This is a genomic window from Rhodococcoides kyotonense (genome assembly GCF_900188125.1).
Taxonomy (GTDB): Bacteria; Actinomycetota; Actinomycetes; order Mycobacteriales; family Mycobacteriaceae; genus Rhodococcoides; species Rhodococcoides kyotonense.
This window is the reverse complement of the sequence record NZ_FZOW01000007.1, coordinates 53382-78355: the sequence shown is the minus strand read 5'-3', so window position 1 is coordinate 78355 and position 24974 is coordinate 53382. Positions and strand designations below refer to the sequence as shown.

At 64.0% G+C, this 24974-nt stretch carries 25 protein-coding genes; 7 read left to right on the top strand and 18 right to left on the bottom strand.

All coding sequences use genetic code 11. From position 1 onward, the window contains the following. The first annotated feature begins 145 nt into the window (after nucleotides 1-145). From CHB96_RS13295 to CHB96_RS13280, 4 genes are all read left to right on the top strand, one after another. Nucleotides 146-1915 (top strand): glycoside hydrolase family 15 protein, encoded by a 1770-nt coding sequence (locus CHB96_RS13295; protein WP_089246905.1) that lies wholly within the window; start codon nucleotides 146-148, stop codon nucleotides 1913-1915. Between the two features lie 54 nt (nucleotides 1916-1969). After that, entirely contained in the window at nucleotides 1970-2497 is a 528-nt protein-coding gene (locus CHB96_RS13290; RefSeq protein ID WP_089246903.1) for a dihydrofolate reductase family protein, read from the top strand. Nucleotides 2498-2581: 84 nt separating this feature from the next. Next, on the top strand, nucleotides 2582-3259 hold the full coding sequence (locus CHB96_RS13285; protein WP_245865618.1) for a DUF998 domain-containing protein: 678 nt from the start codon (nucleotides 2582-2584) through the stop codon (nucleotides 3257-3259). A 39-nt stretch (nucleotides 3260-3298) separates the two neighbouring features. Then, entirely contained in the window at nucleotides 3299-3658 is a 360-nt protein-coding gene (locus CHB96_RS13280; protein ID WP_089246901.1) for a VOC family protein, read from the top strand. Nucleotides 3659-3712: 54 nt separating this feature from the next. On the opposite strand, the gene CHB96_RS13275 is transcribed toward CHB96_RS13280, so the two are convergent. From CHB96_RS13275 to CHB96_RS13255, 5 genes are all read right to left on the bottom strand, one after another. Then, entirely contained in the window at nucleotides 3713-4198 is a 486-nt protein-coding gene (locus tag CHB96_RS13275) for an SRPBCC family protein (protein ID WP_089246899.1), read from the bottom strand. Then, nucleotides 4195-4536: an ArsR/SmtB family transcription factor gene (locus CHB96_RS13270; protein ID WP_089246897.1), complete on the bottom strand. Its 342-nt coding sequence runs from the start codon at nucleotides 4534-4536 to the stop codon at nucleotides 4195-4197. The genes CHB96_RS13275 and CHB96_RS13270 overlap by 4 nt, the downstream gene beginning before the upstream one ends. Before the next feature lie 144 nt (nucleotides 4537-4680). Beyond that, nucleotides 4681-5469, bottom strand: coding sequence for an RsiV family protein (locus tag CHB96_RS13265; RefSeq protein WP_089246895.1), 789 nt, complete (start codon nucleotides 5467-5469; stop codon nucleotides 4681-4683). Nucleotides 5470-5481: 12 nt separating this feature from the next. Beyond that, nucleotides 5482-5709, bottom strand: a complete 228-nt coding sequence (locus CHB96_RS13260) for an SRPBCC domain-containing protein (RefSeq protein ID WP_281254421.1) — start codon at nucleotides 5707-5709, stop codon at nucleotides 5482-5484. A 25-nt stretch (nucleotides 5710-5734) separates the two neighbouring features. Beyond that, complete coding sequence (locus CHB96_RS13255; RefSeq protein ID WP_089246893.1) at nucleotides 5735-7003, bottom strand: DUF2786 domain-containing protein; 1269 nt, start codon at nucleotides 7001-7003, stop codon at nucleotides 5735-5737. Between the two features lie 187 nt (nucleotides 7004-7190). Between CHB96_RS13255 and CHB96_RS13250 the strand changes: the two genes are divergently transcribed. After that, nucleotides 7191-8039 carry an aldo/keto reductase gene (locus CHB96_RS13250; RefSeq protein ID WP_089246891.1) on the top strand — a complete coding sequence of 283 codons (849 nt, stop codon included), beginning with the start codon at nucleotides 7191-7193 and terminating at the stop codon, nucleotides 8037-8039. Between the two features lie 49 nt (nucleotides 8040-8088). Here CHB96_RS13250 and CHB96_RS13245 read toward each other — a convergent pair whose 3' ends face one another. Next, nucleotides 8089-9636 carry an FAD-dependent oxidoreductase gene (locus CHB96_RS13245; protein WP_176444283.1) on the bottom strand — a complete coding sequence of 516 codons (1548 nt, stop codon included), beginning with the start codon at nucleotides 9634-9636 and terminating at the stop codon, nucleotides 8089-8091. 61 nt (nucleotides 9637-9697) lie between these two features. Further along, nucleotides 9698-10714, bottom strand: coding sequence for an AurF N-oxygenase family protein (locus CHB96_RS13240; RefSeq protein WP_089246887.1), 1017 nt, complete (start codon nucleotides 10712-10714; stop codon nucleotides 9698-9700). 217 nt (nucleotides 10715-10931) lie between these two features. Between CHB96_RS13240 and CHB96_RS13235 the strand changes: the two genes are divergently transcribed. Together CHB96_RS13235 and CHB96_RS13230 are read left to right on the top strand one after the other, a co-directional pair. Then, nucleotides 10932-11867 (top strand): ADP-ribosylglycohydrolase family protein, encoded by a 936-nt coding sequence (locus CHB96_RS13235; RefSeq protein ID WP_089246885.1) that lies wholly within the window; start codon nucleotides 10932-10934, stop codon nucleotides 11865-11867. Continuing rightward, nucleotides 11864-12373 carry an O-acetyl-ADP-ribose deacetylase gene (locus CHB96_RS13230; protein WP_089246883.1) on the top strand — a complete coding sequence of 170 codons (510 nt, stop codon included), beginning with the start codon at nucleotides 11864-11866 and terminating at the stop codon, nucleotides 12371-12373. Before CHB96_RS13235 ends, CHB96_RS13230 begins: the two co-directional genes overlap by 4 nt. Here the strand turns inward: CHB96_RS13230 and CHB96_RS13225 are convergent. The 11 genes from CHB96_RS13225 to CHB96_RS13175 form a co-directional block, all read right to left on the bottom strand. Then, nucleotides 12370-13044 (bottom strand): NUDIX hydrolase, encoded by a 675-nt coding sequence (locus CHB96_RS13225; protein WP_245865614.1) that lies wholly within the window; start codon nucleotides 13042-13044, stop codon nucleotides 12370-12372. The genes CHB96_RS13230 and CHB96_RS13225 overlap by 4 nt on opposite strands. 34 nt (nucleotides 13045-13078) lie before the next feature. Continuing rightward, nucleotides 13079-14350, bottom strand: a complete 1272-nt coding sequence (locus CHB96_RS13220; protein ID WP_089246881.1) for a T3SS (YopN, CesT) and YbjN peptide-binding chaperone 1 — start codon at nucleotides 14348-14350, stop codon at nucleotides 13079-13081. A gap of 140 nt (nucleotides 14351-14490) precedes the next feature. Further along, the gene (locus CHB96_RS13215) at nucleotides 14491-15189 is read right to left on the bottom strand and encodes an excalibur calcium-binding domain-containing protein (RefSeq protein WP_089247302.1); all 699 of its coding nucleotides are present in this window, start codon (nucleotides 15187-15189) and stop codon (nucleotides 14491-14493) included. Nucleotides 15190-15356: 167 nt separating this feature from the next. Further along, on the bottom strand, nucleotides 15357-16463 hold the full coding sequence (locus CHB96_RS13210) for a hypothetical protein (protein WP_245865612.1): 1107 nt from the start codon (nucleotides 16461-16463) through the stop codon (nucleotides 15357-15359). A 99-nt stretch (nucleotides 16464-16562) separates the two neighbouring features. Beyond that, on the bottom strand, nucleotides 16563-17966 hold the full coding sequence (locus tag CHB96_RS13205; RefSeq protein WP_089246879.1) for a dicarboxylate/amino acid:cation symporter: 1404 nt from the start codon (nucleotides 17964-17966) through the stop codon (nucleotides 16563-16565). 336 nt (nucleotides 17967-18302) lie between these two features. Further along, a complete protein-coding gene (locus CHB96_RS13200; protein ID WP_089246877.1) occupies nucleotides 18303-18656 on the bottom strand; it encodes a VOC family protein in 354 nt (117 codons plus the stop codon). Nucleotides 18657-18780: 124 nt separating this feature from the next. Further along, on the bottom strand, nucleotides 18781-20361 hold the full coding sequence (locus CHB96_RS13195; protein WP_089247298.1) for an FAD-dependent monooxygenase: 1581 nt from the start codon (nucleotides 20359-20361) through the stop codon (nucleotides 18781-18783). Between the two features lie 112 nt (nucleotides 20362-20473). Then, complete coding sequence (locus CHB96_RS13190) at nucleotides 20474-21244, bottom strand: SDR family NAD(P)-dependent oxidoreductase (protein WP_089246875.1); 771 nt, start codon at nucleotides 21242-21244, stop codon at nucleotides 20474-20476. A gap of 4 nt (nucleotides 21245-21248) precedes the next feature. Further along, nucleotides 21249-22583 carry an MFS transporter gene (locus CHB96_RS13185; protein ID WP_176444282.1) on the bottom strand — a complete coding sequence of 445 codons (1335 nt, stop codon included), beginning with the start codon at nucleotides 22581-22583 and terminating at the stop codon, nucleotides 21249-21251. A gap of 8 nt (nucleotides 22584-22591) precedes the next feature. After that, nucleotides 22592-24040, bottom strand: coding sequence for an FAD-dependent oxidoreductase (locus tag CHB96_RS13180; RefSeq protein WP_089247294.1), 1449 nt, complete (start codon nucleotides 24038-24040; stop codon nucleotides 22592-22594). Next, nucleotides 24033-24857 carry an SDR family NAD(P)-dependent oxidoreductase gene (locus CHB96_RS13175; protein ID WP_089246873.1) on the bottom strand — a complete coding sequence of 275 codons (825 nt, stop codon included), beginning with the start codon at nucleotides 24855-24857 and terminating at the stop codon, nucleotides 24033-24035. The genes CHB96_RS13180 and CHB96_RS13175 overlap by 8 nt, the downstream gene beginning before the upstream one ends. Nucleotides 24858-24974 lie beyond the last annotated feature (117 nt).

Genomic DNA, 24974 nt, shown 5'->3' with positions numbered 1-24974 from the left:
AGATGTGCTCGACAGTTCCTCCGGTCCCCATTGTGCGCGTCGGGCATGTCGCAGAAAGGGTGAATCGACAGCAGAACCTTGACCGTGTTCGACGCCGCGGAGCAGCATCGAAGGATCTGCACTGCACGCACGGGGGTGTCGCGGAATGCGTATCGAGGACTACGGCTTCATCGGTGATCTACAGACGTCCGCGCTCGTGGGTGCCGACGGGTCCGTCGACTGGCTCTGCCTGCCGAGTTTCGACTCCGCGTCGTGCTTCACAGCGTTGCTCGGCGACGAGACACATGGGCACTGGTCGATCGCGCCCGACGTCGAGATACTGGGCGTCACCAGGCGATATCAGCCCGGGACGCTGGTGCTGGAGACCGATTTCGAGACCGCCGACGGCGCTGTCCGTCTGATCGATTTCATGCCGCGACGCGGAGACGGGCCGCCCCGGCTGGTGCGCATCGTGGAGGGTCTTCGTGGCCGGGTACTGATGCGACTGAGTCTGTCGGTGCGGCCGGACTACGGCTCCATCACCCCGTGGGTCGAGATCGTTCCCGACGGCGCACTCGCCACCGCCGGACCGTCGTCGTTCCATCTCTGCACGACGATGCCGCTGCATGTCGACGCGGGCACGATCGACACGGAGTTCCTCGCGACCGCGGGGGAGCGCGACTATTTCACGCTCGGGTGGCACCCGTCGTTCGAACATGCCCCGCTCGTCGAGGACGCGGAGTCGGCGCTCGCACGGACCGCGACGTGGTGGCGTGAGTGGACCGATCGCTGCACCTACGACGGGGCGTACCGCGACGAGGTCCTCACGTCGCTGGTGGTTCTGAAGGCGATGACCGACGAGACGACGGGTGCGATCGTCGCGGCGCCGACGACGTCTCTTCCCGAAGCGCTCGGTGGGGTCCGCAATTGGGACTACCGCTACTGTTGGCTGCGAGATTCCGTCCTCGCACTCGAGGCGCTGCTGGCCGGCGGATACACCGACGAAGCCGTCGCATTCAGGGATTTCATGTTGCGAGCCGGAACAGGTGACCCCGCCAAACTGCAGATCATGTATGGCATCCGCGGGGAGCGTCGGTTGACGGAGTTCGACGTCGAACATCTTCCAGGATACGAGAATTCGCGTCCGGTCCGCGTCGGGAATGCTGCGTCGGAGCAATTTCAACTCGACGTCTACGGTGAAGTCCTCGGTGTCGCACACAAGAGCGCGGAGGTCCTCGGCGCGATCGACACTCGCCTCTGGCCGCGGTGGCGCGCCGTCATCGAGTACACCGAGAACATCTGGGAGTTGCCCGACGACGGTATCTGGGAAACACGTGGTCCCAGAAGGCATTTCACGCAGTCGAAAGTGATGGCGTGGGTGGTGTTCGACCGGGCGGTCCGTCTCGCAGAGCGGTTCGCGCTCGATGCGCCCGTGGAACGCTGGCGCTTGACCCGCGACCGCATACACCAGGAGGTGTGCGAGAACGGATTCGATTCGGCGCGAGGAACATTCACGCAGTACTACGGATCCGAGGAGCTCGACGCGAGTGTACTGCTGATACCGCTCGTCGGATTTCTGCCGCCGACGGACGAACGGGTCACGTCCACGATCGACGCCGTTGCCAAGGAACTCGGACGCGACGGTTTCGTCTCGCGCTACTCGACGGCCCACACCGACGACGGCCTCCCCGGGGACGAGGGGCAGTTCCTGGCATGCTCGTTCTGGCTCGTCAGCGCACTTGCGATGAATGGTCGTGTGACCGAGGCTCGCTCGTTGTTCGAACGCCTCGTCGGTCTCTCCAACGACCTCGGCCTGCTCGCCGAGGAGTACGACGTCACGCACCAGCGGCAAGTCGGAAATTTCCCGCAGGCGTTCTCTCACCTCACGCTCGTCGGTGCTGCAGTCGCGATCACTGCAGCTGCATCTGCCGGTTAGATTACGTCCGTCGGCGAGTCCATCCGAGTGACGACACCGGTGGAGGGAAATGACATGGCCAAGCTGTTGTACTCGGCGACGATGTCGCTCGACGGATTCATCGCGGGACCAGGCGGTGACATGTCCTGGTTGAGCGAGTACGTCGGCGAGCAGAACGACACCGCCGACCGCTTGCTCGCGCAGGTCGGCGCGATTCTGTGCGGCAACGTCACATTCGGTGGCGACGACCCCAACCGAGGCACCGACAACGAAGGCGCCTTCGGTGGCCAGTACGACGGTCCCGTCGTACTGCTGACGCACCGACCCCCGGCGGAACCCCCGGCAGGGGTGACCGTCGCCACCGACTTGCCCAGTGCTGTCGACGCGGCGCGCGACGCCGCCGGTGAGAGGTATGTCAATGTGCTCGGCGCCGACGTCGCGCGGCAATGCATCGAGGAGAAGTTGCTCGACGAGATCCTCGTGTTCACTGCACCCATCCTGCTCGGCGACGGGGTCAGGCTGTTCTCGAGGCCGGGCGGTGACAGCGTGCGGCTCCGCCGGTTGTCCGGGGAAGTCGAGCACTGGTACAGCGTCGAGTATTAGTTCCAGGGCCTCGACGAACGTTCGACGACTGTGATTTCGGTCGTCGAACGTGCTTTGTCCCGATTCTCGGGCACAGTGGATCGGGTGACTCTCGATTCGACGCGTATACCTCGGCCGGCCTCGTTGGGGGCTGCCTCGATCGTTCTCGGAGCCGTCGTCGTGCTCGTTCTCGATCTGCACACGGCGTCGAACAATCCCGCGCACCTACGTCGCACGATCAGCGAATACGGCCTCGGTGCGCAGCAGTGGGTGTTCACGATCGGAGTGTTGCTGTTGGCTCTTGGTTCGGCCGCAACGTTGGTGGCTGCCGTGCGGAGTGGGCTCGCGAGGGCGTCGTCGGTGGCTGCAGGCGCGATGGTTCTGTGGACGGTGGGACTCGTAGCAGTCGTCGCCGTCCCCAAACAGGATTGGAGCAACGACGCGACCCTGGGACTCGGGGGAGCGATCCATCGCCTGGGCGCCGCGGTGGCGTTCGTCAGCATCCCCGTCGCAGTGATCGCGTTCGCGCTGCCGTGGATTCGTGATGTGCGGTGGCGAGTGTGGGCACGCGTCGTGCTGGGATTGGCTGCGCTGTCCGTGCTTTCGCTCGCGCCGATCGTGTACGCCCTCGTCGTCGGCATGACGACATCGACGCCGTGGTACCGGGCCGTCACCCTCGGGTACGTGGAACGACTGCTCGTCGTCGCCGAAGTGATCGCACTGATCGCGTTGGCGTTCTGGGTCCGTGTGAGGGGCTTCGCCCATGTGCACGAAAATGCATAGCAGGCTATGCATTTTCGTGCACATGGGTAGTGTCGGCTCATGGCCGAGAATGCACATCACCGATTGAACTATGTCGAGCTGTCGGTCACCGATTTGTCGGCGGCTCAGGCGTTCTACAGCGCAGCCTTCGGCTGGCGCTTCAACGAATACGGACCGGAATACGCGGGCGTCATCGGTGCCGATGGGGACGAGGTGGGCGGGTTGGCTCAGGTGTCCGAAGCGGCCTCCGCGGGCGGGCCGTTGGTGTTGCTCTACTCCGACGACCTGGATGCATCCGTCGCTGCGGTGACCTCGGCGGGCGGGTCGGTGGTGAACGGTCCGTACCCGTTTCCTGGTGGGCGTCGATTCCACTTCACCGATCCGAGCGGCAACGAGCTGGGGGTGTGGGCAACGTCCTGACGGCGCCAGGTGTTCGCGTAGTCGGCGCGGGCACCGACTACGCGAACACCGTGACTACGCTGCAAGGATGGCGTCGATCTGGCCCATCGCCAGACCCATACCCTCTTCCATGCCCATCTCGATCAGCTTCTGCATCTGGTCGGCGTTCTCGAAGGTCGCCGTCGTCGTCATCCGCGTGCGGCCGTCGATGTCCTCCAGTGCAACGGCAGTTCTGGTGACACCGAGGTTCTCGACCGGGTCCCAGTTGTCGTCGGCGAAACCGTCGTCGAACGCGAGCCGGCGAGGGGCGTCGATCGACGTGATACGCCACCATCCACGCGCTTTGTCGCCGTCCGGGCCGGTCATGTAGTAGTGGGCTTTGCCGCCCTCATGGAACTCGAGCGTTTCGAACGTCGCCGGCCATGTCGGCGGACCCCACCAGCGCTCGAGCTTCCGCGGGTCCTCCCAGATCTGCCACACGCGTTCGACTTTCGCGTCGAACTCGGCCACGATCGTGAAATTCAGATCCTGAACACTCTTGGTCGTGCTGATGACAGTCATCGTGTGTCTCCCTCTTCCTCGTCTTCGTCGAGAATGTCGGAAATCCGGTCGACGCGTTGCCGCCAGATCAGTTCGTACTCATCGAGCAGGCCTCGCGCTTTTCTTATGGTGTTCAAGTGAATTCGCACGATCTGCTCCCGTCCACGCTTCTCCTTCGTGACGACGGAGGCGCGTTCCAAGATCGCCACATGCTTCTGCACCGCGGCGAAACTCATGGCGTAATGAGCGGCCAATCCCGAGACCGAATGCTCGCCGGTGATGACCTTCGAGACGATGTCCCGACGGGTCGAGTCGGCGAAAGCCTGGAACAGCCGGTCGATGTCCTCATCTACAACCATGTGGTTGTACGTTAGGCGTGATGTGGGACGACGTCAAGGGTCAGCGCGACAATCCGTCGCATCGTGACGCCAGTAGATCGCCCAGTCGACGCGTCGAGCGCTCGTCGAACCCTATGGAAGGACGTTATGCGTGCGTTCGCAGGCTCAACTGCTGAGCACGCCGACGGTGTAGGGATCGGCGACGTCAGCCAATGTGGCCCAGGGGATGGTGACATCGACGAGCCCGATCGCATGTGGGCCGACCTGGTAGTCACCGAATCGGATGTTCATGCCGCTGGCGGAGGGCACCCAGTTGGCGAAGTTGCTCTCGATCGGTTCGATGCCGGTGCGTTCGAAATCGTCGCCCGCGGCTGTGTTCGGCAAGAGGAGCGCAGACTGCTCGGACAGTCGTTGCAGGCCCGCTTGCAGGTCGGGGAAGAGATCCTCCAATGTGACCGGGGTGGCGTTCTCGGTGTTCACCGTGACGGTCGCGATGATGTAGGTCGGGTGCGCGCCAGGGGGATTCGCGTCCCAGGATGTGTTCAGTACGGCGGCGACGACGCTGTCGCCCACGTAGGTCGGCCCTGGCCGGGCGTCGGACAAGGTGAAGCGCGATTGGCCGTAACCGTCGATCTGATCCTGCAGCGCAGCGCGCATCGACTCGTTGAACTCGGCGACGACGGCATCGTCGCCGCCTGTGATCTGAGGGATGTTCACGTCGTAGTCGACGCGGTCGGTGGACCCGGAAACCCGTGCGGCGGTGAAGGCGTACGGGGTGGGCTGTGGGGTGGTAGTGGCCTCGGTTCGTGACGGCTTGGCCTGTGAGGTCTGAACGACCGACGTCGGGGTTGCATCGTCGGAGGCAGTCGCTGTGCCGTCCGTGGTGCATCCTGCAGTTGTCGACAACGCCATCGACGTCCCGATTGCCGCCGCCACCATTCGCCACTTCGTCATACGTCGTGCATATCACCCGGCCTCGGCGATTTCGGTGAGTTCGGCCAATTGTCGAGTGACCGTTCCCCATCCGTCGTAGAAGCCGAGCTCACGGTGGGTAGCCGCGTCGGCGGCGTTCTTGTGCATCACCCGTGCGATGTACTCGGTGCCGTCGGGGTGGTCGGCGAACGTGAGGGTGGCGGTGATGAATGGATCGGTCGCCGGACGCCACCCGGCGACTAGTGCGGTGGTGAAGACGATTCGCGCAAGGGCTAAGTATCAACACTTACCTGGGCCCCTCCGTCTCGTCGAGCTGCTCGCGGCCACCGGTGATGTCGGCACTCTCTGCGGCTTGTCTGCCATATCCCCATCCGCTGGTGTTCGACATGGACGTGCGGGTGGTTTTCAAGTTGGGAAACAGCTCGTCCACCATCGACGCCACGGCCTGATCGCGCTTCTGGAACAGAGGGACGAGGGCGGTGCCGTAACGCTCGCTTGCACTGTTCTGAGCTCGTACACGCGCCTCGTTCAGGCGTTCCCGGATTCGATCGGCATAACCGAAGAGAAACGATCGTCGAAATCCCTTGGACCGCAGGCCCGAATGCGTCCCCACGCGCTCGAGATCCTGAGCTGACTGAACCAGCAGCGACGTGTACAGCAACTCGGACAGTTCGATATCGACGGGCATTCCGATCACCGCAATGAGCCCTAACCGCTTGTACCAGACTGTCCTCACTCCGTTCGGGCCCGCGACCGAGGACAAAAGCTTCATCTTGGCGTCGACGTAGGGATTGGACACCGTGAATCGTCGTGTGATGACCCCGTCCGCAGGATCATCGCCGCGCTGGCTCAGGACGGCCGTATCGATGGAATACTCCGTCATCAGCTCTTGTGCCTTGGCCGAGAACGTCTCGCGTTCCGCTGAGAACGTGGATGATTCGGCTTTGGCCAGCAGCGCGCGAATTCGGTGCAGTACCTTGGCGTCGGCACCTTGCGATGGGGGCTGCGATTCGCCCCACCGGGACGGCGGGGGACCCACCTCCACCATGTCGCGTAGGCGGCGCACACTGGCCAGAAGGCGGAACAGGCTCGTCCAGAAAGTACGTGGATTCAAGCTGCTGACTGCGCGAAACCGTGCGAGATCGGTTCCTGGGTCGACGCCGAGCTCCAGCAGTTGTGCCTTCCATTCATCGGGCGCAGTGGACATGGCTCGCGTCCGGCGAGCGTGCTCTGCGATGAGCGAGACAGCCATCTGTGGCGCGGACTTGACGGTGCTGCGGCCGAGGACGTGTACCAATTCTGCTGGCTGCCAACCGCGCTCGAATACCGCGTCCAAAACTTCCACGGAGTAGGCGCCACACTCGGAGGTCAGGAGCATGGACGTCATGTTCGATTCGAGCCGAATCATTCGGTCGACGAACGCGGACAATGCGCTGTTCGTCGTCAGCGGGTCCGAGGCGAGCTGAATGCCGGACGCCATCAATGTGTCGATGTCGATGCTGCGGCGGTGTTCGCGAGGCAACGTCGCGGTGCGGGTGATGTCGTGGACGCCCATGTGATTCCCCTCGTAGAGATGCTCGTCGACGCCAGTGAGGGGCTGGAGTCGGTGTCGGGGAAGTTGTATCAGTGGGCACCGACACATTCGTGACCAACGGATCTCGCCTGCTGCACTTCTGCCGTGTAGATCCGGCTGTCGTGGGTACTCGAGCAGACGTACTCGAAGACGAACGGAGATAAATCACGTGAGCGTTGTACCCACCATCACCTTGAACGACGGCAAGACCATTCCACAGCTCGGGTTCGGTGTCTTTCAGATCGACCCGGACAAGACGGCCGCAGCAGTCCGGACGGCGCTCGACATCGGGTACCGGCACATCGATACCGCCGAGATGTACGGCAACGAGAAGGAAGTCGGGCAGGGCATCCGCGACGCGGGCGTCGACAGGGCAGATGTGTTCGTCACGAGCAAGCTGAACAACGGATTTCACGCGCCCAACGATGCGCGTCGAGCATTCGACCAGACCTTGAAGGACCTGGGTACGGACTATCTCGATCTGTTCCTCATCCATTGGCCGCTACCCACCCGATACGACGGAGACTTCGTGTCGACATGGAAGACGTTGGAGGAATTCGCGAAGGACGGCCGCGCACGGTCGATAGGCGTGTCCAACTTCCAACCGGCGCACCTGGAGCGGCTGGCGAAGGAGACGGAGACGGTTCCGGCCGTCAACCAGATCGAGGTGCACCCGTACTTCGTCAACGAGGAAGCGCGAAGCCACAGCCGCAACAATGCGATCGCCGTGGAAGCGTGGTCTCCGATCGCGCAAGGCAAGGTGCTCGACGATCCTGCGATCGAGAAGATCGCAGAAGCTGCAGGCAAGTCGACTGCGCAGGTGGTATTGCGGTGGCATCTGCAGCGAGGGGACATCATCTTCCCGAAGTCGGTGACCCCCGACCGAGTGAAGTCGAATTTCGACATCTTCGATTTCGAGTTGGACGAGTCCGACATTTCCGCTATCACTGCACTCGATCGTGGTGAGGACGGGCGCAACGGCCCGAACCCGGACACGTTCGACATGATTCCGGACTGAGCCATTACCCCTCGTGAGTGGAAATGTGTACCCCTCTATACATTTTCACTCACGAGCGGCGGAGCCGCCACCGCCGAGGCGTCGCGCTCACATCGATGTCGCGCAGGCTGCCGTCGTTGAAGTCGTCGACCAGGTTGCGAACGGTTTCCTGTGCACACGACTTGTTGGTACCGATGAAGCCGGACGGGCCGCGTTTGATCCACCCGGTCACGTACGATCCCGAAACCGTTGCGCCGCCGGGGGAGTCGAGGACACGCCCGCCGTCGTTGGGAATGACGCCGCGTCGGTCGTCGAACGGGACACCGGGCAGCGCGACGCCGCGGTAGCCGATCGACGTGAGAACGAGCCCGGCGTCGATGGACTCCTTCTCGCCGGTGACAATGCTGAGCACAGCGCCGTTCTCGTCTGTCTCGAGCGTCATGCGGTCGAACTCGACACCGGTGACGGCCGTGTCTCCGAGAATTCGCGTGGGTGACAACAGGTATCGCAGTACGATGCGCTTGTTGTCGCTGCTGGAGGAGTCGTCGACCTGTCTGAGAAGCTGCAGTTTCTGGGCGACGGCGTGAGGCAGATCGTTGGTCTCGGCGAGCCTCGTGGTAGTCGCGTCGAGCATGATTTCGTCTCGGTGGATCGAGAGGTCGATGCCGGGAGTGCTGAGCAGCCCAGCGAATTCGGGGACCGTGAACGCCGACTGTGCGACGCCGCGTCGTCCCACGACGAGTACTTCCTCGATGTTGGACTCGCGCAACGCCTTCAGGACATGACTGGGGACATTGGTGCCGACGAGCCTCTCGGGATCGATCGTGAGAATGCGTGCGACGTCGAGTGCCACGTTGCCGTTTCCGATGACGACTGCGCGCTTGTGCGATAGGTCGTAACGGCGGTGCGAATGATCCGGGTGACCGTTGTACCAGGCGACGAAGTCGGTCGCCGACGTGCGTCCTGGCAGATCGGCACCCGGAACGGTCAGCTCACGATCGCGCGAGGCACCGACCGCATAGACGACAGCGTGATGCGTCTCGAGCAGTTCGTCGTGCGTGACATCCTTGCCGACCTCGACACCGAGGTGGAACTGGAAACCGGGCTGAGCCGAGATCTGCTCGAACAGTCGCGACACCTGCCGCGTCTTCTCGTGATCAGGCGCAACACCCAGACGGGCCAAGCCGTGCGGCTGCGGAAGTCGATCGTAGACATCGACTTTCACGCCCGGTTGCGTCAGCAACTCGTCGGCCGCATACATCGCCGACGGGCCGGATCCGACGACCGCAACCCGCAACGGCTGCCGTTCCCGGGTGACGGCCGGTGCCGGAGAGACCGGTGCGAGAAGAGGCCTCGCCGGCCGCTCCTGCTTGTAGAAGTCGGCATTGATCGTCAGGAACGGAAGCTGCTTGTCGGTCAGCTTCGACTTCGGGACGATCGCATCGACGGGACACGCCGACACGCAAGCGCCGCAGTCGACGCACGATGCCGGGTCGATGTGCAGCATTTCTGCCGTCAGGAAGTCGGGTTCGTCCGGAGTCGGATGTATGCAGTTGACGGGACATGCGTAGACGCACGACGCGTCGCTGCAACATGACTGGGTGACAACGTGGGGCATGACGATTCCTGACGGCAGGCGCTGCTGTGGAGAGAACTGGCGCTGTGAGAGACGGGGAGGATCAGGCGGCGAACTGGCTGGAGCTGCGGTCCGGCTCGCTGCGGAAGCGCGATGCCCTGCCGTCGATGCCGCACAGCTTCCACATCAGCTTCGCCGGACGGCTCATCATCTTGGTATCGGTAGCCAGCATGCGCACGTCACCGAAGTAGTCCTGCAGCGTGTGCTGCGCAGCGTCCGACTCCCAGAACAGGTCCTTCTTGACCTGGGTGGGGATGTCGAACTTCTTCCAGAATCGCTTCGGCGGGATCACGATGGCGTCGCACAGGACGCGCATGACGATCGGGAACGCGAGCGACAACAGGAAGCGGCCGACCTTGGACATCTTGGGGACACGACGGCGAAGCAGCTGGTGCGCGAACGAGATGTGACGGGCTTCCTCGGCGACGTGAATGGCCATGACGCCCTGCATGATCGGGTGAATTTCCTCGCCCGAACGCAGAACGGACTTCTGGATGTGGTCGATGGGCTCTTCGCCGGCGAGCACTCCGACGAAGAAGAGCTCAGGCGCGATCGACGCGAACAGCGGGATGATCGGCGACAGCATCTTCATAGGCCGGCTCATGCCAGGGGCGTCGTCGTCGACGCGGTTGACCATCTCCTGGAACATCAGCGTGTGGTTGCACTCTTCGATGGATTCGTGAGTACAGTATCGCGCCTCGGCAGAGCCGTTGGGCAGCGAGAAGACGTACTGCATCATGCCGCGGATCAGGATGTTCTCGAACTGCAGACCGACCTTGGCCACGTTGGCCTGACGCCACATGCCAATGGCGATCTGCTTGTCCTCCGGCAGCGACTGGTACCAGGCGTGACCACCGATCGGATCGGTCTTGGTGGGAAGAATCCAGCGGCGATCGTTCTCGGTCACCGCGAACTCGGCGGACTCCCAGTCGATGTCGACGTAGGGATCGAAGTGCTTGTGCACCGACCCCTCGGACAGAAGCCGCAGAGTCTCGTTGTACTGCTCGGTCTCCGCGTCGGGGTCGATCGAGATCGTGCCATCTTCTGACGTCAGTGTCATCGCTTCCTCCTACGTGGGGCGAACATGCTTTTAATGTAACTCGAAGTATCAGCAAATGGAAGCCGCGAGCGTGATCGATTTCTCAGTAGCGGTCTGGCCTGCGTATATGCCGAAAAATTCGTGCGGCGAGTATGTGTGTCTGCGTGGGAGGGGTAGTGGTTGACGCTTTGCGCGAAGTCGCGCTAAGGTAAGCGCAGAAACGAGCTAAGGAGAACGAATGAAGCTGACGTCGGAGCAGAGTGACCGCGCCGCAGGTGTACTTCTGGCGACCGCCGCAGGTGACGCGCTGGGCGCAGGGTACGAATTCACCCATCCCGCGCCGGGGACAGTCGTCGACATGATCGGCGGCGGCACCTTCGATTGGGCACCAGGGGAATGGACCGACGACACGTCGATGGCTGCGGCAGTTGCGCTCGCTGCTCGCGACTCCGACATCGGCACCGCCGCCGGGCTCGACGCGATCGCAGCGAACTTCGTTGCCTGGTACGACACCGATCCGGCCGACGTCGGCATTCAGACGCGCAAGGTCCTGGGCTACCGCAGCCCGTCGGCGGCCGACATGACGGCGAAGGCCGCGGCCTTGACTGGGCGCACCGGAGGAAACGGTTCGCTGATGCGCACAGCGCCCGTAGCGCTTGCCTTTCTCCCGGACGCCGACGACTGCACCGCAGCCGCCAAGGCCATCAGTGCACTGACGCACTCCGATCCGCAGGCCGGTGAAGCGTGCGCGATGTGGTCGTTCGCGATCCGCCACGCGGTGCTCCACGGGACCTTCGACGGCGTACGGCTGTGGCTGGACACCGCAGGGGACGCCGCGAACTTCTGGCGGGAGCGACTCGACGAGGCGGAAGCCGGTCAGCCGTCGGACTTCGACAACAACGGCTGGGTGGTGCACGCGGTTCAGACGGCGTGGTGCGCGATCACACGGGCCGACCAGGACGGACCGGGGCATCTCGTACGCGCTCTCGAACTGTGCGTACTCGCCGGCGGCGACACCGACACCACCGCGGCCATCGCAGGTGGATTGCTCGGAGCCCGCTGGGGAGCGTCGGCCGTTCCCTCACGGTGGCGCTCGATGCTGCACGGATATCCGAACCTGTCCGGCGACGACCTCGTCGCACTGGCCGCCGATATCGCAGGAGCACGCCCATGACCGTCATCGACGTCGTTCGCGGCGACATCACCACCTTGCGTGTCGACGCCATCGTCAACGCGGCCAATTCCACCTTGCTGGGCGGAGGGGGAGTCGACGGCGCCGTTCATCGCGCAGGCGGGCCGGACATTTTGGCGGAATGCAAGACGTTGCGGAACACTTCGCTGCCGAACGGACTCGCGGCCGGGGCCGCCGTTGCGACGACTGCAGGCCGTCTGCCGGCGAGATGGGTCGTTCACACTGTGGGCCCGCGGTATTCGGCGCACGAGGACCGGTCGGCAATTCTGCGGTCTGCATACGTTCGCAGCCTCGCTGTCGCGGATAGCGTTGGTGCCAAGACTGTGTCGTTTCCGCTGATCTCCGGCGGGTCCTACGGGTGGCCGGTGGATGATGCTGTGGCGCAGCAGGTTGCCGCCGTGGCCGGTGCCGCAACGCGCGTCGAGGTGGTCACTCTGGTTGCGTTCTCCAGCAGAATCGCAGCACTGACGTCAAGGTTGCTGAGCTAACTCCGAAACAACGCCGAGGCCGACTCCGGCAGACGTGGCTCCGGCGTGCGTCGGTACAGCTCTGCCGGTCGGCCGCCACCGGCGATGGACGTCTCGCCTGTGCCTTCGAGTGCGCTCGTGACATGCCGTCGAAAGGTGTCCTTGGCGAATTCGTTGTCGAACACGACTTCGTAGAGGCGCCGAAGTTCGAGCAACGTGAACGTGTCCCCGAGCAAATGCCCGGGATCGATGCTCGACGCGTATCGCCGACGCAGGTCCTCGACGGACAATGCAGTCATGGCATCGTGGTCGAACGCCAACGGCCTTGTCGGAGAACCGTTGTGCACCTCCACCAATGCGACGCTTGTCGTAAGTGAGCCCGGCGCGACCGTTGCACCATGTGCCATCGACAGGACCCAGCCGCGCTCGTCTCGGTCCGGGGCGTCGAACATGCCGATCTGATGGAAATCCAGGCCGCCGAGGCCTGCTTTGGTTCGCAGAGCTCGGTCGGCGGCATCGGCGAGTCGTTCGCCCGGATGGAGAAACGTTCCGGGGAGGGCATCACCTCGCGGAGACGGAACGACCACCACCTTCAGGGCATCGTCGTGCACCGTCAGGACAGCGACGTCGACGGCGACCGACGGCCTGGGGTAGTCGGTCAAAGCTTTGTCCGCGATCTGGTCCGTCTCCACCCGCCGAGCTTAGCGCATTGTTGAGTTATCTGACTCAGAGATCGAACAATGCGGGTTCTTCCATGTGGTCGAACAATGAGATCTGTTGCGGCTTGGGCGGTGTCGGCGGCCGATGAAAAGCGCGGCTCAGACTGTCCGCGACGTACGTCCAGCTGACGGCAAAGGCGTCGCACATCACGGCCGCCCGGATCCTGCGCTCGTCGCCTAGTCGGTGTGCATGATCGCGGAATCGCTGCGCCGAGAACTCGGCGCGCTCGATGAGCTCGCCGATGTCCTGCTTGCGGCACAGGGCTTCCACGGTGGCCGCGTCGACAGGACCCCGTGTCAATTCGCATGCAGCGCGGAGTGTTCCGAGCGTGCCGCTGTCGTCGGACCACGAGACGGTCGGTACCGGCTCGGCGTGGCGGTGAGTGGGATCGTAGACGGTGCCTTCGAGTTCGGCGGCGAACGCGGCGTCGACGGAGTCCACGAACAATCCCAGGTGGTAGAGCATCGACGTCACATGTCGGGGCACGTAGGTCTGCGTCACGACAGAACTGTCGGCGAACAGTTGATCGCCTGCGACGACGAACGTGATGTGCCGCCATCGGGTGTTGAGCCAAGACAGCCTGCGCGACAACGCAGTCGACATGACGACGCCGCTGACCAAAGGGGCGTGCAGACGCACGGAATTGGCGTCGGGACCGAAGCAGATGTGCACCGGAAGAGCGAAACCGTCGATACGGATGTCGCCGTTGGTTTCTCGCGAGACGTCGATTCCAGGTGCGTCGACGACGGTGTCGAGAATGATCGCCCGCAGATGATCGATGTCCAAGGGTTGCACCGCGGTGGTGTCCGGAAGTCGCCGGTCCGTAGCAGTGCGGAACTGACGCTTGTCGCGTGTGTCGGCGTCGGACGACAGGAACGCCGGATGCGGCACCGCCCAGACCTCTCTGAACAACCGCACGATCCGCTCGGCGAATTCCGTTGCGCCGCTTGCGGGTCGAGTCATCAGTCTGGTGACAAGCCCGGAGTGCTCGGTATGTTCGCCCGGTTCGGTCCAGCCGAGTTGGACGAGCAGGTCGTCGTTGCCGACGGCCGGTTCGACGCCGTCGTACAGGTAACCGGCAAGTACGGCCGCGGACTCCAGGGCGTCGTCCGTGCGCTGCACGTGAACCCACGGTGCATCGCCGTCACCGCGATCGAGCCCGGACTCGGCGACGATGCGCATGCTTTCCCGTGAACGCAGGGTGGGGACGAACGTGGCCAGCTCTTCGGTGTACGAGGCCCACGCACTCTCGATGGAACCCTGGAGTCGGTCGTTCATGTGGATGCCCTCCCATCGATGGGCGGCTGGATCCGCCCGTCGTGAATGACAGTAGTGATGGGGTCCGACAAGAAGGCGGCTCCGCCGCACGTGCACGAAAATACATAGGGGCTATGTATTTTCGTGCACGTGGGCACTTGCTACTCGCAGCCGACGCCGTCTCCGTCACGGTCGAGCTTGGAGCTGTACCCGGGCTCGCCTCGGTAGATCGGAGCGGCTCCTGCGGCCCTGACCGCTGCGCAGTTCGCGTACGACACGTACGACGGTGCCTCGGCAACCACAGGCGCAGGCGGGACGTACACGGGCTCCGGCTCGGGAACGTAGGCCGGGGCGGGCGCGGGGGCATACTCAGTCGTCGGCGGCGGCACGTAGACGGGGACGGTTTCCGGCGTCGGAGCCACAGTCGTCGGCACGGTCGTCGTGGGAGCCACGGTCGTCGGTGCAGTAGTCGTGGGAACCGTCGTCGTCGGACGTGCGGTCGTCGTCGAGACGTCCGCGATGGCAGGTGCCGCGAATGCCGCCGCTGTCGGCGTCTCCTCGGGTTCGGGCGTGGGCGTCGAGATTCCGAACGCGATCAGCGCCGGGAGAGTGGCGATCGCCGGCGTCGCCCAGACGATGCGACCCTTCGACGGATCGGCGAACAGGTACAGGCCACCGGCGGCGGCCGCGCACAGCCCTACGACCAGGCCGGCGAAAGAGAAGTCGATCAGGGACGCCAGTACGAACAGGACGCCGACGACGAGCGCGACCCACCCGACGATCTTGCCGAGTCGAGGTCGTGAACGCTTCGGGCGGTCGGCGCCGGGGAAGACGTAGGGCTGTGAGAATGGATCGGTCATGAGGGGTCCTCGAATCGGGCTGGTGATGCGGCGCGTGAGCACCGCAGGTCCACCGAGATCGACCGAGGGGCTCGAAGCGGGAGGTCGACTGCCGAGGGCTGCTTCACGGCTATTCTTCGAATTCCGAGCACCATGTCGGTGAAGACGCCGCCACCGTTACAGACCGATCATGATGCTTCCGACGGGTCCTCGTCTCCGAACGGCTCCGCGAGTTCGACACCTGCAAGAACGGCGCGACGAAGAGCGGCCGGAACCTCCAGCGAATCGCCGTTGCGGGTGAGGATGCCTTGCTCCTGGAGCGAACGCACGCGGTAGTCGATCAGCTGGGCGGTGCGCAGGTCCTCGTCTTCCAGGCCCTCGTAGTCCTCGTCGGCATTGTCGAGAGGAAGGTCGTCCGTCATCGCTGCCAGCAGTGTCTGCACGGCGAACGTGTTGGCCAACCCCATCGACACGTCCTCTTCGCTGAGCGTGAGCTGGTGTCGAATGTGATGCGTGAGAAGGTCGCGCAAACTGTCGGTCTGACGCGAGCGGAACCCTTCGATGCTCGGCCCCCGTGTGACGTCGCTGCCGTCGACCGCCAGGATGTCCGACGCGAACGCGACGGCCCAGTGATCGAGGGCGGTGATGTCCGCGGGACCGGCGTCATGGGAATCGAGGTCGTCGAGCGCCGCCGACAGTTCCGGCACATCCGACACCGCTACGCCCGAACCGACGCGTTCGACGAGTGCATCGACGCCGGCGACGAGCGGCAACGCGAGCAATGCCGCCGACTCGTCCTCGACGGACACGTCGGGCAACTCGATGTCTTCCGGGTCCAGGACATCGGGGTCGTTGTCGATGAAGTCGGTGAGGTCTTCCATGCAGTGCGAGAAGTCGTCGTCGGATCCGGTCCACGCGTCCGTCTCGTCGAGGAACGTGAGGAATTCGAGGACCGTCAGAACGATGTTGGTTGCCGCTGCGGCACCGTTCTCGGCATCGGAATCCTCGATGCGCTCGACTGCGTCGACGAGGAAGTGTGCGTCGTTGGGTGTCCACGACGTGACCGAGAAGTCCGGGTTGGCCTTGAGCATCTGAGACAACGTGGTGCGGAGAAGCCCGACGACCCTGTCCGCGTGTTCGGCCATCTCGCCGTCGTGGAGCCAGACGCTGAAGTCGTCGAGGACGCCGGACGGAACGGAGGGTGTGCGTCCCACGGGGGTCTGCTGGCGGCGCTGACGTGCCTTGATCTTGGCTGCGCGCTTCTGTCCCCGACTTGCCGGTCCCTTGGATCCCATGGTGGTCAGCCTATCCCGGCGGTGAATACGAAGCATCGATGGCCCGCGGCAACGTTCGATCGGTTGCCGCGGACCATCGATGAGGGGGAATTCTGTTGACTACCTTGCCAACTCGGCGTCGGCTGGAGTGACGTCGTCATCAGCGAACGGGTCGCCGTTGCGCGGACTGTTGTAGCGAGCCTCGTCGAGAATCCCTTCGCGCTTGGCGACGATCGCAGGCACGAGCGCCTGTCCGGTGACGTTGACTGCCGTGCGGCCCATGTCGACGATCGGTTCGACGGCGAGGAGCAGTCCGACGCCGGCGAGCGGTAGTCCGAGCGTGGACAGTGTCAGCGTCAGCATGACGGTGGCTCCTGTGGTACCTGCCGTTGCGGCCGAACCGATCACGGATACGACGATGATCAGCAGGTAATCGGTGAACGTCAGTCCGACGCCGTAGAACTGGGCAACGAAGATGGCCGCGATCGCGGGATAGATTGCCGCGCAACCGTCCATCTTGGTCGTTGCTCCCAGCGGAACGGCGAAGGACGCGTACTCACGCGGGACGCCGAGATTGCGCTCGGTGACGCGCTCGGTCAACGGCAGCGTGCCGATCGAGGAGCGTGAGACGAAGCCGAGCTGCGTGGCAGGCCATACGCCCGAGAAGAACTGACGGACCGAAAGACCATGAGCCCGAACGATGATCGGGTACACGACGAAGAACACGATCGCGAGGCCGATGTAGATCGACACCGTGAACACGCCGAGGGAACCGATTGCGTCCCAGCCGTACGTGGCAACGGCATTGGCGATGAGTGCGGCCGTGCCGATGGGTGCGAGGCGGATGATCCACCACAGGACCTTCTGCACGATCGCGAGGAGTGATGCGTTGAACGCCAGGAACGGCTCCGCCTTCTCGCCGATCTTCAACGCCGCGATTCCGATCGCGGCAGCGATGACCAACAACTGGAGGATGTTGAAGCTCAGCGAAGTGGTTGCGGTGCTTGCGAATCCGTCACCGGCGGCCTCGGTGGTCACCGACGTCTTGGATCCCAGGGCGAAGAAGTTGTTGGGCACCAAGCCGGTCAGGAACGACCACCAGGAACCGACGCTGCTGGGATCCTTCGCCGAGGTTGCCTCGACTCCGGTCCGTGAACCGGGCTGTGCGACGAGCCCGATCACTATGCCGATGATCACTGCGATGAACGCGGTGATCGCGAACCACAGCAGCGTCTGAACTGCCAGCCGTGCCGCGTTGGCGACCTGGCGCAGGTTGGCGATCGAGCTGACGATCGCGGTGAACACCAACGGCACGACTGCGACGGTCAGCAGCTTGACGTAGCTGGATCCGATCGTTGCGACGGTCCCGACGAGCCAGTTCTCGTTGCCGTCGGCGGCGTCGGGCATCGACCGCGCGATCAGGCCGATGACCACGCCCAGGACGAGGCCGGCGACGATCTGAGGCCCGAACGACTTGGCCCAGGCGGGCACGCGTGAGGGTTGGGTAGCGCTGGGCGCAGACATGCAGAATGCCTTTCGAAAAATGGAGAGAAACCGAGGAGAGTCCTCGAATCAGAGAAGGTGACGCCGGGATGTACCGGTCATCGACAGATAGCGCTCGCCTGCAGACGGAGATCGACATAGCGTCGACTGGTCAGGAGCGGCATCACTTACTGGAGATTACCCCTAGGCTCGAACGCCGCCCCGAGCGCCCGGGCCAGGGAATCACTCGCGACCGGTGATCTCGGAAGTTCCAACGGTGGACTGCGCGCCCCATACGAACGGCGGAGGACCACCAGGTAACGGAACCCACCGACACGAACCTGTGAAAAGGGCTGCGCGAGAGTAAAAGTCAACGTTTCAATAGTTGACCCGGAATCCGCCGATGAGGGTGATGACATTGCCGTCGGGATCCTCGATCGCCGACAGTCGGACGCCCTTGCTGGCGTCGACGATGTCGCCGGCGACGATGCCACGCGTCGAGAGTTCCTCGATATGCTTCTCGAGATCGTCGACGGCGAAGTTGAGCATCGACGAACCGGCACGGTCGGCGTCGAGTGTCACCTGAACCCATGCGCCAGTGATGACCTGCCATTCGACGAGGGTCGGCATCGGATTGTTGTCCGCAGGCCGGGAGAAGAACGCCTCGTAGAAGGCGTTCGCCTTGTCGAGGTCCGAGATGGGGACAACTGCGAGGACATGTGCGAGGGCCATGATTTCTCCGATCGGGTGGGATGCGGTCGGAGAAGACGACCGTTGCGACGCGGGGAAGTCATCGCATGTGCACGAAAATACATAGCCCGCTATGTATTTTCGTGCACGTGCGGCGAAGCCGCCCTCAGGCGAACGTCTTCTTCAGATGTGCGAGAACGCCCTCGACCGTGGCGGGGGACTCTCGGTGGCTCAGGTAGCCGTCGGGACGGACGACGAACGCCGACGGGCCGTCGACTCCGTACGCTTTCGCCAGCTCACCGTCCGCATCGTGGATCACCGGAACGACCGAATCCGTCGGACTCGAGACGACGAGATACACGTTCAGCTGCCCATGGGCCGCGTCGACCGCCGCAGACGCCAGATCCTCCAACCCGCCCGTTGCGCCGTCCGCGTAGAGCAGAAGCGTGTGCTTCACGGTCGCGAGAAGCTCGAACAGACGAATCGGGTAGGCCACCGAATCTCGGCGCAGACCCCGCGCATCCGGGGCACGTTCGCCGGGTTGGACCGACGTCGCGGTCTCGTCGACCGGAGCGACGATCGGACTGCCTGCATAGAAGATCAATAGTTGCGCCTGCCTGCGCATCGCCGTCTCCAGCGAGTTCTCACCTGCGCCGATGCCCTCGCGAGCATTGCGGACCGTCATGCCCACGATCTCCTCGCCGACGGGTCGGCGCTCGGCGTCGTACGTGTCGGTCAGTCCCGGCGCAGCGATGCCGCGGACCGCCAACGCCACTTTCCATGCGATGTTCTGCGCGTCCTGAATGCCGGTGTTCATGCCCTGCGCGCCGGTCGGCGGGTGAATGTGCGCGGCATCGCCTGCGACGAAGACCCGGCCGCGGCCGTAGGCGTTCACGATGCGGTGACTGATGCGGAACACCGAGGACCAACGCAAAGTCGACGCGGTCGTCGGCTCCGGCGACAAGCGATCGAGGACGGCCTGGATGTGATGCAGTTCTGGCGCCTTCGTCCCGGTGAAACCGTGTTCGACGGAGTCGGCGCTGGGAGGCGCCGCCAGCTCGTCCGGGACGAGCATCGACATGCGGTAACGCTTCCTGCCCGGCAGCGGGATGGCCACCAAGAGGTCGTCGGTGGTTCCGTCGTCGGCGACATGCATGCTTCTGACGCCGTAACCCGTGGGGACGGACCAGTCGACCTCGACGTCGCCGAGCATGTAACTCTCGGCGAACGCACCGCCCTCGAACGTCAGGCCGAGTTGTTTACGTGTGACGCTGTGCGCGCCGTCGCAACCGATCAGATACTGGGCATGGACGGTCGAACCGTCGCTCAGCGTGGCTACGACCCCGTCCGCGTCCTGCTCGAACGAGGCGAGTCCGACCCCGCGCTCGACGACGCCACCCAGTTCGGAGTGCCTCTCGGTGAGGATGCGTTCGGTCTCGTACTGAGGGAGTCCGACGAAGAGGTACGGGACGTCGGGTGGCAGGGACAGTTCGATGCGACCTGCTTCCTCGCCGTTCCGATACGCGATCTGCCCGCGCATCGGGATGGACGCGTCGAGCACCGCTTGTGCGACGCCCATGTTCTCGAACACTTCCAGCGTACGTGGCTGCACGCCAACGGCTTTCGCGTACTGCGGTGGTTCGATCAATGGATCGACGACGCGGCAGCCGATGCCGCGTCGTCGTAGCTCGATCGCTGCCGTCAGGCCGATCGGTCCGGCTCCTGCAATCAGTACATCGACACCCATGTCGCTACCACCCGTCTCGCCCGGCATTTGCCCAGAATTATCGGGCGACCGAGGTGCATCGAGGGGCGGCAACGTCGGAAGTCATGCTTTACGGGTGAGGAACCGAAACGCCTCAGAGCTCGCTCGTGATGCGGTGGTAGATACCGCCCGAGGTCAGGCCGCCGTCGACGACCATTTCGGTGCCCGTGATGTAGCGGGACGCTTCGGACAGAAGGAAGGCCACGGATTCCGCGATCTCCTCGGCGTCGGCGACGCGGCCTGCAGGGACCGAGCGAAGGCTCGTCTCGACGAACTCGGAGGAACCCGAGTGCAGTAGGGGAGTGTCGACGAGCCCGGGATGGATGGAATTGACGCGCACACCGTGCTCGGCGAATTCCAGTGCACCCACTTTCGACAATCCGCGGACGCCCCACTTGCTTGCACCGTATCCGGCCGCGAAGTAACCGACCATGCCCGCGATCGACGAGACATTGACGATGGAGCCGCCGTCGTCCTTCTTCAGAAGGGGCGCACAGGCTTTCATGCCGAAGAACACGCTGGAGAGATTGATGTCCATGACTCGTCGCCAGTCCTCGATCGAAGTGTCCTCGATTCCGAATCGGTGACTGACGCCTGCATTGTTGACGAGCCCGTGCAGGTTCCCGTCGGCCGAGTCGATGCGCGAGGCGAGTTCGTTCCACGAGGCAGGCTCGGTGACGTCGAGCTGGAAGAATTCCGCATGTCCGCCGGCCGAGACAATCTCGTCGACGACGGACAGACCTGGGTCGACTGCGATGTCGGTGACCCAGACCTTGGCGCCCCGACGCGCCAGCATGGACGATTCGACCCGTCCCATTCCGCTGCCCGCGCCGGTCACCACGATGGATTTGCCGTCGAAGTTCATGGCTCTACCCGGTCTTCAGCTCGGTGCCCTTGGTCTCCGTGACGAAGAAGACCGTGACGAAGGTGAGGATCGCGCAGAAGACGAAGTAGCCGGCGGGAGCAAGTGCATTGCCCGTCAACGAGATCAGGTAGGTCGCGATGAACGGTGCGGTTCCACCGAGCAGCATGTTGGTGGTGTTGTTGCCGAGTGCGAGACCGCTGTAGCGGACCGACGTCTTGAGCATCTCGACATACGTGACGTACGACGCGCCGTTGACGACCGAGACCGCGATGAACAGAACGGACTGCCCGACGACGGCCTGCCACAGGCTTCCGCCCGCCATCATCATGAACATCGGCACACCGAGAACGATGGACGCGAAACTGCCACCGAACAGCACCGGCTTGCGGCCGTACTTGTCGGCCATGTATCCCGCGATCGGGAGTGTGATGACACCGAGAACGAGAGCAAGCGACGTGGACAAGAAGGCCGCCTGGGCGGTCTGGCCGCCTTCGGTCTTGAGATAGGTGGCCGCGTACACCGAGGCGATGTAGTAGCCGCCGGTGATGAGGGCACCGAGGAAGATGATCTTGACGACGCTTCCGCGCGAGGTGCTCAGCAGCTCGGAGATCGGCAGTTTCTTCGTCTCGCCCTTGTCCTCGAGTTCCTTGAACTCCGGAGTGTCGTCGAGCTTGCTACGGATCCAGATGCCGACGCCACCGATGACGAGGCTGAGCAGGAACGGAATTCGCCATGCCCACGACAGAACCTGCTCTTCGGTGAACACCGTGTTGAGTGCCAGCGCGCACAGCGATGCCAGGAGCGATCCGATGTAGGTGCCGGTGTTGACCATCGATGTCTGCGTCGCACGCCAGCGAGTGGGTGCCGACTCGGAGACGAACGCGTTGGCGCCGCCGAGCTCACCGCCGGCCGCGAAGCCCTGCAGGCAGCGGCACAGAACGAGCACTGATGTCGCCCAGACTCCGAGGGTGACATATGTGGGCAGGAGGCCGATGCCCGCAGTGGCGATGACCATCAGCAGGATGGTCCAGGACAGCGCGTTCTTACGGCCGTACTTGTCGCCGATGTGGCCGAAGAAGATGCCGCCGGGGACGCGGAGGAAGAACGCGACGGCGAACGCGGCGAACGTGCCGAGCAGCGCTGCCGTCGGATCCTCGGAGACGAAGAACAGCGCGGCGATGGTCGTGGCCATGTAGCCGTAGATGCCGAAGTCGTAGTATTCGACGACGGTTCCGACGACTGCGGCTCGAATCACCGTCAGCGGGGATTGCTTGACGGTGCTCGGCCCGTCGGACTCGGGGGTGCGCTCGGGGTGCACGGCGCTCTCGTTCGTGGTCATGAGTGGTCCTAAATGGTCAAGGGTAGGGGAGTGCTGAGGTCGGAGGGCACGCGCGCCGCGTTGCGTCCGGCGATGCGGCCCATCGTCAGTGCATTGGCGACGGCGTTTCCGCCGCCGACGTATCGGAGGCCCAGGACGCCAGCTCCTGCTTCGCCTGCCGCGAACAGCCCGGGAATGGGGACGCCCGTCGTGTCGAGTACAGCGGCGTGTTGATCGATCTCGAGGCCGGCGTGGGTGCAGACCAGCTCGGCGGGCAGGATGCGGGCTGCGTAGAACGGACCTTGTGCGATCGGGTCCGGGTTTGCGGTGCTGCCCTTGTTCGCGAGCGTGCGGTGACGGAGGAAGTCGGGGTCTTCGCCGTGGGGCAGATGCGCATTCCATCGGGCGACAGTGGCGTTCAGCGCATCGGTGGGAACCTGCATGAGTTCCGCGAGTTCCTCGAGAGTGTCGGCGCGGAGAGTGCGACCGGCATCAGCTTCCTCGGCGACGCGTTCGGCGGCCCAATCGACATAGCCGACAGGCAGATTCGCGCGAGCGTTCTCGTCGAACACGATCCACGCAGAGCCACCCTGATGATCGATGATGCCCGTCGAGACCGCGTAGGACGCGTCCTCGTCCATGAACCGTCGTCCGGCAGCATTGACGTAGACGCGTGATTTCGGCGGGAAGCCCGACTGCCAGTGGTGATAGCGCTGGAAGTAGACGGTCGGGAGCATGAGTCCCCAACCATCGCCGGTGATCGACGCGTCGACGGCGTCGGCGAAGCGCAGATGGTCACCGCGGCTGCCTTCGGCGGCGACGACGAACAGTGAATCGCCCGCCTTGTTGGCGACGGGGTAGTGGCGATCGACGAACGTCGGATCCTGAGCGAAGCCGCCGGAGGCGACGACGACTGCCCCGGCGCTGAGTGCGACGTCGTCGGCGATGACCCCGACGACGCGGCCGTTCTGGGTGAGCAGGGACTGCACGCGCGTGTCGAGTACGACGTCGATGCCGTGCTTACGGCGGGCGGCGTCGAGTACCTGCACGAGTCCGTAACCCTGATCCTTCGGCACATGCCCACGCCAGACGTCCTCGACGCCTGCCTGGCTCAGGCCTGGCTGGTGGGCGTTCCCGGAGACTTTGGCCGGGATCTCGACGCCCAGATCGATGAGCCATTCCAGCGTCGGTCCTGCGTTCTCGCAGAATGCACGGATGAGGCCGGGCTTCAGCATCCACTGGTTGAGATCCATGTAGTGCTGGAAGTACTTCTCGGCGCTGTCGTCGATGCCGAGCTCGCGCTGAACGGACGTCCCGGCAGCGGTGAACAGGCCCGCCGACAGTGCAGTGGATCCGCCGAGTTCCTTGAGCGCCTCGAACAGAATCACCGACGCGCCGTTCTCGGCTGCGGTGACGGCTGCGGCGAGTCCTGCCCCACCACCACCGATGACGACGACGTCGTAGTCGGTGTCAGACATGGCGCGAACCACCGTCGACGGCGATGCTGTGGCCCGTCACGTAACGCGCGCTGTCGGACAACAGGAACAGCAGTGGGCCGAAGACCTCTTCCGGTGCGCCCAGGCGGTGCAGCGGAACCGAGTCGAGGGCCTTGGCCAGAGCCTCGGGGTCTTCCTGAACCCAGCGCGTCATCTCGGTGTCGATGTAACCGGGAGCGATGGAGTTGACGCGAATGCCGATGTCGCCGAACTCGACTGCGAGCGACTCGGTCAGATGCGCGACGGCAGCCTTCGACGTGCAGTAGGCACCACGGCCCTTGCGGACACGCAGCGCAGACACCGAGGACATGTTGACGATGGCGCCGCCTTCGGTCATGTGTCGAGCGGCCGCCTGAGCGCCGAACAGGACTCCTTCGACGTTGACGCTCAACGTCGCGTTGATCTGCTCGGGCGTGATGTCCCCAGCCAGGGCGAACGGGAAGATGCCTGCGTTGTTGATCCAGAAGTCGATGCGTCCGAACTCGGCGAGTGCGGTCTGCGCGAGGGCTTCGTGATCGTCGGCGACGGTGACGTCGATGCGTGCGCCGACGACCGTGCCGGGCTCGGCGACGAGGGCATCCGTGGCCAACTCGGTGTTCAGCTGCTCGGCGGTGTCCTTCATCTGCGCGTCGTTGATGTCGGCGCCGACGACGTTCACGCCACGAGCCGCGAGGCCCTTGGCGAACACCGAACCCATTCCGCGAGCGGCACCGGTGACGACGGCGACCTTGCCTGCGAGTTCCGGGTACACGGCGGTCATCGTGCGGTCGACGACGCGTCCGGGATTGGTGCTGGTCATGAAATCTCTCCTTGCGAAAAAAATGTTCTCGATCGGGCTGACCGGAGTAGGGCTTCTTGCGGTGGCCCGAGACTGTGTGCGATAATCGCACGCAACGTGCGATTCACAACGAACTGT